At 74.3% G+C, this 7,253-nt stretch carries 5 protein-coding genes and 1 pseudogene; 2 read left to right on the top strand and 4 right to left on the bottom strand.

From position 1 onward, the window contains the following. A partial coding sequence (locus tag DZF91_RS31185) for an MGH1-like glycoside hydrolase domain-containing protein (protein ID WP_199487015.1) occupies positions 1 to 1,351 on the top strand: 1,351 nt, incomplete at its 5' end. 87 nt (positions 1,352 to 1,438) lie between these two features. Here the strand turns inward: DZF91_RS31185 and DZF91_RS31180 are convergent. The 4 genes and pseudogenes from DZF91_RS31180 to DZF91_RS31165 all read right to left on the bottom strand — a co-directional run bounded on the left by DZF91_RS31180 (position 1,439) and on the right by DZF91_RS31165 (position 6,848). Continuing rightward, a complete protein-coding gene (locus DZF91_RS31180; protein WP_117360657.1) occupies positions 1,439 to 2,521 on the bottom strand; it encodes an acetate/propionate family kinase in 1,083 nt (360 codons plus the stop codon). Positions 2,522 to 2,555: 34 nt separating this feature from the next. Beyond that, positions 2,556 to 4,898: a phosphoketolase family protein gene (locus DZF91_RS31175; protein ID WP_235834690.1), complete on the bottom strand. Its 2,343-nt coding sequence runs from the start codon at positions 4,896 to 4,898 to the stop codon at positions 2,556 to 2,558. Between the two features lie 2 nt (positions 4,899 to 4,900). Continuing rightward, a pseudogene (locus DZF91_RS31170) lies at positions 4,901 to 5,551 on the bottom strand (LysR family transcriptional regulator substrate-binding protein); the annotation flags it as partial. A 151-nt stretch (positions 5,552 to 5,702) separates the two neighbouring features. Then, entirely contained in the window at positions 5,703 to 6,848 is a 1,146-nt protein-coding gene (locus DZF91_RS31165) for a WD40/YVTN/BNR-like repeat-containing protein (RefSeq protein WP_117360654.1), read from the bottom strand. A 168-nt stretch (positions 6,849 to 7,016) separates the two neighbouring features. Here DZF91_RS31165 and DZF91_RS31160 point away from each other — a divergent pair. Further along, on the top strand, positions 7,017 to 7,253 hold a 237-nt coding region (locus DZF91_RS31160; protein ID WP_199487014.1), incomplete at its 3' end, for a hypothetical protein.

Below are 7,253 nucleotides of genomic sequence, written 5' to 3'. Positions count from 1 at the left end.
GGAGGCCCCGGCCGTCGCCGGGCTGCTGCGCGCGCCCGAGCGCGCCGAGGCCCGGGGCGACGCCCGCTGGGAGGGCTACGTCGCGAAGGTGACGCGCGGCCTCCCGGCCGAACGCCGGCGCCTCGCCGTCAAGTCGGTCGAGACGCTCGTGTCGAACTGGCGCGGCCCGGCGGGCGCGATCCGGCACAACGGGATCACGCCGTCCATCACCTACAAGTGGTTCAGCGGCCTGTGGTCCTGGGACACCTGGAAGCAGGCGGTCGGCACGGCGGAGTTCGACCCGTCGCTCGCCCGGGACCAGATCCGGTCCATGTTCGACTACCAGATCACCGCGAAGTCCAAGGACCGGCCGCAGGACGCCGGCATGATCCCGGACGCGATCTTCTACAACACCCCGGCCCAGGGCGGCGGCAACTGGAACGAGCGCAACAGCAAGCCGCCGCTCGCCGCCTGGTCGGTCTGGCAGGTCCACCTCAAGGACCGGGACGCCTCGTTCCTGCGCGAGATGTACCCCAAGCTCGTCGCCTACCACGACTGGTGGTACCGGACGCGCGACCACGACCGCAACGGCCTGGCCGAGTACGGCGCGACGGTCGACCCGGCCAACGCGACCGAGGACGACCAGCGCGAGGCCGCCGCGTGGGAGAGCGGCATGGACAACGCGCCGCGCTTCGACGCCGAGCTCGGCGTGCGGATGCTGGCCAACACCGACGCGTCCGGCAAGGTCGTCGGCTACTCCATCAACCAGGAGTCGGTCGACCTCAACGCCTACCTGGCCGCCGAGAAGCACTACCTGGCGCTCATCGCCGGGAAGCTGGGCCGGCACGCCGACGCCGCGCGGTTCGAGAAGGACTCCGCGAAGGTCGCCGGGCTCGTCCGGACGAAGATGTACGACGCCGGGTCGGGCTTCTTCTACGACGCGGCCATGAACGCCGACGGCGGCAGGCCGCTCACCGGGCGCGGACGCGGCATCGAGGGCGCGATCCCGCTGTGGGCGGGCGTGGCGTCCAAGCAGCAGGCTGCGGCGGTGCAGTTCAAGATGGTGGACCCGAACGAGTTCGCCACCAAGGTGCCGTTCCCGACGGTTTCCAAGAGCTCGCCGTACTTCCAGTCGACCAGGTACTGGCGCGGGCCGGTCTGGATCGACCAGGCGTACTTCGCGCTCACCGGCCTGCGCGGCTACGGCTACCGTGCCGACGCCCGCACCCTCGCCGACCGGCTGCGCGCCAACGCGTCCGGGATGCTCGGCGACGGCGCGCTGCACGAGAACTACGACCCGCTGACCGGCGCGACCCTCAACTCGCCGAACTTCAGCTGGTCGGCCGGTCTGCTCCTGGCACTGGAGGACTGAGACCGGCGCCGACCGAGACCGGCGCACTGGACGGCGGTGGTCCGGCATCCCGGACCACCGCCTCCCGCTCCCGGGCGGCTCCGCGGCCTAACCGGCCAGGGCCTCCCGGGCGCCTGCGGCGATCTCCAGATCCTCGCGGGCCTCCACCACGGCGACGCCGACCCCGGCCCCCGGCGGGCTGAGGACGGCGTCGCCGTGCGCGTCCGCGTTGGCGCCGGCGTCGATCCGGACGCCGAGGAAGGCGAGGTCGGCGGCCAGCCGGGCGCGGACCGCCGCGTCGTGCTCGCCGACCCCGCCGGTGAACACCAGCGCGTCGAGCCCGCCGAGCGCGGCGGCCATCGCCGCCGCGTGGCCGCGCAGGGCGTGGTGGTAGACGTCGAGCGCCGCGACCGCCGCCCCGTCCCCGGCGGCGGCCCGTTCCCGCAGCTCGCGCATGTCGCCCGTCCCGGCCAGGGCGCGGAGCCCCGAACGGTGCTCCAGCGTCTCGTTGACGTCCTCGGCGGGGACGCCGTGCTTCAGCAGCCACATCGGGATGCCCGGGTCCACGCTGCCCGCGCGGGTGGCCATCACCAGGCCCTCCAGCGGCGTGAAGCCCATCGTCGTGTCGACCGACCGGCCGTCCAGCACGGCCGCGAGCGACGCGCCCGAGCCCAGGTGGCACACGACCACGCGGCGGGGCGATCCCAGCAGCTCGGCCGCGCGCCGCGAGGCGTGCGCGTACGACAGGCCGTGGAAGCCGTAGCGGCGGATCGCGAACCGCTCCCGCCACTCGGCGGGCAGCGCGTACGTCGCGGCGGCCTCGGGGATCCCCGCGTGGAAGGCGGTGTCGAAGCAGGCCACGACCGGGACGTCCGGCAGCGCCCGCCGCATCTCCCCCAGCGCGTACAGCGACAGCGGCTGGTGCAGCGGCGCCAGGTCGGCCAGGGCGTGCAGGTTCCGCGTCACCTCCTCGTCCACCACGACGGGACGGGTGTAGCGCCGTCCGCCGTGCACGAACCGGACGCCGACCGCGTCCGGGCGGGGCATGCGGGCGACCTGGCCGAGCACGCGCTCGGCCTCCCGCTCGGCCCCTCCGGTCGGCAGCTCGGCGTGGACGAGCACCCGGTCGTCGGCGTCCAGCAGGGCGAGCTTCACACTGCTGGAACCGGGATTCACCGTCAGCACCCGCATCGGTCCCCCTTCCTCCGGTCCGGTTCCCCGCCCGTCAATTCGGCCAGACCCAGTCGCGGACCTCGGGGGCGTCCTCGCCGTGCTCGCGGGTGTACTCGCGCAGCCGCAGCCTCGTGTCGGCCATGCGCTGCCGGATGTGCCCGACGCGTCCGCCGAGGCCGGGGACGCGGTCGATCACGTCCATGACGAGCTGGTAGCGGTCCAGGTCGTTGAGCATGACCATGTCGAACGGCGTGGTCGTGGTGCCCTCCTCCTTGTAGCCGCGGACGTGCAGGTTGTCGTGGCCCGCGTGCCGGTAGGTGAGCCGGTGGATGAGGTACGGGTAGCCGTGGAACGCGAAGATGACCGGCTTGTCCGGTGTGAACAGGGCGTCGTACTCGCGGTCGCTCAACCCGTGCGGGTGCTCGCCCGCCGGCGCGAGCCGCATGAGGTCGACGACGTTGACGACCCTGACCCGCAGGTCGGGCAGCAGCCGCCGGATCAGGTCGGTGGCGGCGAGCGTCTCCAGCGTCGGCACGTCCCCCGCGCAGGCGAGCACCACGTCGGGGTCGGCGCCGCCCTCGGTGCTCGCCCACTCCCAGATGCCGATGCCGCGCTCGCAGTGCCGGACGGCCTCGTCCATCGGCAGCCACACCGGCGCGGGCTGCTTGCCCGCGACGATGACGTTGACGTAGTCGCGCGAGCGCAGGCAGTGGTCGGCGACCGACAGCAGCGTGTTGGCGTCCGGCGGCAGGTAGACGCGGACGACCTCGGGCTTCTTGTTCATCACCACGTCGATGAAGCCCGGGTCCTGGTGGGTGAAGCCGTTGTGGTCCTGCCGCCAGACGTGCGAGGACAGCAGGTAGTTCAGCGAGGCGACCGGGGCGCGCCAGGGCAGGTGCCGGGAGACCTTCAGCCACTTGGCGTGCTGGTTGAACATGGCGTCCACGATGTGGGTGAACGCCTCGTAGGTGTTGAACAGCCCGTGCCGCCCGGTCAGCAGGTAGCCCTCCAGCCAGCCCTGGCACAGGTGCTCGCTCAGCACCTCCATGACCCGCCCGGACGCGGCCTGGTGCTCGTCGGTGGCGAGCCGCTCGCCCGCGAACACCCGGTCGGTCACGTCGAAGACGGCGCCGAGCCGGTTGGAGGCGGTCTCGTCCGGGCCCATGATCCGGAACGTCTCCGGGTTGGCCGCCACCACGTCCCGCAGGTACTCCCCGAGGACGCGGGTGGCCTCGGCGGTCGCGGTGCCGTACTTGTCCACCGGGACGGCGTGCGGTCGGATCCCGGGCAGCTCCAGCGGGCGCAGCAGCCGTCCGCCGTTGGTGTGCGGGTTGGCGGTCATCCGGCGGTCCCCGGACGGCGCGAACCGGCGCAGCTCCTCGACCGGACGGCCGTCCTCGTCGAACAGCTCCTCGGGCCGGTACGACCGCAGCCACGCCTCCAGCTGCGCCAGATGCCCGGGGTCGTCGCGGACGTGGGCCAGCGGGACCTGGTGCGCGCGCCAGGTGCCCTCCACCGGAAGCCCGTCCACCTCCTTCGGGCCGGTCCAGCCCTTCGGGGTGCGCAGGATGATCATGGGCCAGCGGGGCCGCGCGCCCGCGCCCTCCTCGCGGGCCGCGCGCTGGATCCGGGCGATCTCGTCCAGCGCGTCGTCGAGCGCCACCGCCATCGCGCGGTGCACCTGCGCCGGATCGTCCCCCGCCACCACCAGCGGCGCGTACCCGTAGCCCTCGAACAGGGTGCGCAGCTCGTCCTCGGGGATCCGGGCGAGCACCGTCGGGTTGGCGATCTTGTACCCGTTGAGGTGCAGGATCGGCAGCACCGCCCCGTCGCGCACCGGGTCGACGAACTTGTTGGAGTGCCAGCTCGCGGCGAGCGGTCCGGTCTCGGCCTCGCCGTCCCCGACGACGCAGGCCACGACCAGGTCCGGGTTGTCGAACGCCGCGCCGTAGGCGTGCGCGAGCGAGTATCCGAGCTCGCCGCCCTCGTGGATCGAGCCGGGCGTCTCCGGCGCGGCGTGGCTCGGGATGCCACCCGGGAAGGAGAACTGCCGGAACAACCGCGCCATGCCCGCCTCGTTCTGCCCCACCTCGGGGTAGACCTCGCCGTAGGTGCCCTCCAGCCAGGCGTTCGCGACCGCGGACGGCCCGCCGTGCCCCGGCCCCAGGACGATGAACATGTCCAGGTCGCGGGCGCGGATGACCCGGTTCAGGTGGGCGTAGCAGAGGTTCAGGCCGGGCGAGGTCCCCCAGTGCCCCAGCAGCCGGGGTTTGATGTGCCCGGGTTCCAGCGGCTCGCGCAGCAGCGGGTTCGCCATCAGGTAGATCTGCCCCGCCGACAGGTAGTTCGCGGCGCGCCAGTAGGCGTCGACCAGGCCGAGCTCGTCATCGGTCATGCTCACGGTGTCTCCCTGTGATCGCCGGTCCCACGGAGCCGTTCCTTCCCGGCGAGAAGATCCGCAACCTGTGGGACCGTCGCCCGCAGCTCGCGCACCAGAGCGCGGACGACCGCGGACCCGGCCAGTTCGGAAGTCGTAACGTAACCGATCCGGCGGGTGGGGCGCTCCGGGTCGAGCTCGCTGATCCGCGCCGAGTCCGGCGCTCCGACCAGCGAGAGCGCCGGCATGATCGCCATCCCGTGCCCGCCGCTCACCGGGGAGAACGCGGCCGCGTCGTCCTCGGCCTCGAGGGCCGCCTTCGGGATCCGGTCCTGTGCGGCCCGCCAGTCGCGGGTGTACGAACCGCAGTCCTCGGCCCAGTCGACCAGCGGCAGCGAGCGCGGGGACGGGTGCCCCCGCGCGGGCGCCAGCGCGTACGGCTCGTCCAGCAGCCCGTTCGCGACCAGGCCCGATGCCAGGGGCGCGGAACCGCTGAGCGTGGCGATGGCCACGTCGGCTCTTCCGTCGGCCACCTCGTCCGCCGTGCCACGCCCCACCTCGCGGACGATCCGCACCCGCGGCTCGATCCCGGGATGCCGGGCGCGCGGACGCTCCAGAAGGGACGGCGGCAGATGGAGGGCCGCGCTGCGGAAGGCCGCGATCCGCAGCGGCCCCTCAACAGCGCCCCCGCCGGTGACCCCGGCGTCCGAGCGACGGTGAGGAGGCCCGAGGCCTCCTCACCGGAACGTCGCCCGGGGCATGGCGGCCACCTGCCCCGCCCACGGCCGCGACCATGGGCGGTCAGGTTCTCCTCCGCGGTTCCTAACGGCCCAGGCGGGCGATACGGCCCTTCTCGCCGGACGCCCAGCAGCCGCCGTGCGCGCAGGAGACGGTGTCGAAGCTGCCACTGTCGAAGCGCGTCCAGGTGCGCCCGTTGTCACGGGAGAGGTCGCTGCCGGTCGGGCCGACCGCGATCAGCAGCGGACCCAGGTACGTCACGCCCGAGCGATACTCGGCGGGCGGGCGCGGCGCGAGGCGCCAGGAGCGCCCGGCGTCGCCGGTGGTCGCGGCGGCGTCCGGGGACGGCTCGCCCGGCCGGTAGTCGCCCCCGACCGCGACGCCGTGCCGGGCGTCCCGGAACGCCAGCCCGAACACACCCGAGGCCGCGCCGCTCGGCAGCGGCGCCGCGGAGACCGTCCAGGTGCGGCCCCGGTCGCGGCTGTGGAACACCCGCGAGCGCTCCCCGCCGCCGGTCGCGATCCAGGCGTCGCGGGAGCCGTGCGTGACCAGGCACTGGCCGCTCGCGGCGAACGCGGCCTCGCCGGGCAGGGCGGCGGGCATCCCCGCCGCGGGCAGCACCTTCCAGCTGCGTCCGCCGTCGGCGGTGGACAGGACGCGGAACCGCCCGTCCACCGGGTCGCTGACGGCCAGGCCGTGCCGCCGGTCGAAGAAGGCCATGCAGTCGTAGAACGCCTTGGGGTCGTCGTTGCGGAAGCCGGTCGTCCACGTGCGTCCGCCGTCGGAGGTCCGGTAGACGCGGGAGGCGTCGCCCTCGCCGATCGCGAGCACGACGGCGTTGTCGGCGTCGAACGCCTCCACGTCGCGGAACTCCAGGCCCGCCGCGTCCTTCGGAGCGACCTTCGCCCACGTCCGGCCGCCGTCCACGGTGCGCAGGACGGTCCCGCCGCTGCCGGCCGCCCAGGCGGTGCGCCGGTCCACGGCCGCCAGGCCGCGGAACCGCGCCTGCACGCCGGTGCCGGTGAGCGTCCAGCCGAGCTGCGGGGAGGCCGCACGCGGGGCGGTGGGCCCGGGAACGGCAGTCCTGGGAGCGGTGGGGCCCGGGGCGGTGATGTGCGGGGCGGTGGGGCGCGGGGCGGCGTGCGCCGTCCCGCCCAGGCCGGCGGTCAGGGTCGCCGCCGCCAGGCCGGTGGCCGGGAGGGACCGGATGATCTTCCGCGTCAGAGTCATGGCGCGGAAGGTAGCGAAGTGGGATCATCACGTCCAGACCCCGCCATACCGCGACATCGCCCGGACGAGGCGGGACACGGCCCCGGCCGCGCGGAGCGGTCGTGTGGACGGTGCTCCCCACCGCTACTAAGGTGTGCGCTGGACGACACCGAGCGGACGGGGGTGCGCGTGGAAAGCACGACGCCACGTCGCCGCAGGCTGCTCGTGCTCCTGGCGGGCCTGTTCGGGCTCGTCACGACCGTCGCGTCCGCCCTGCCCGGCGGCGCCGCGGGCGTCCCCGGAAGCTCCGCCACCGCGTCCGGCCTCCCGGGGCAGGACTGCGCGAGCCACTGCGCCCGGCGCGCCGCCCAGGAGCGGGCGGCGCAGGACCGGGCGGCCCAGCGCAGCGAGGCGCTGAAGGCCGGC

Origin of the sequence: Actinomadura logoneensis (assembly GCF_003428695.1) — a bacterium.
GTDB lineage: Bacteria > Actinomycetota > Actinomycetes > Streptosporangiales > Streptosporangiaceae > Spirillospora > Spirillospora logoneensis.
Note: the sequence above shows the minus strand (reverse complement) of the source record. Positions and strands in the feature narration are given on the sequence as shown.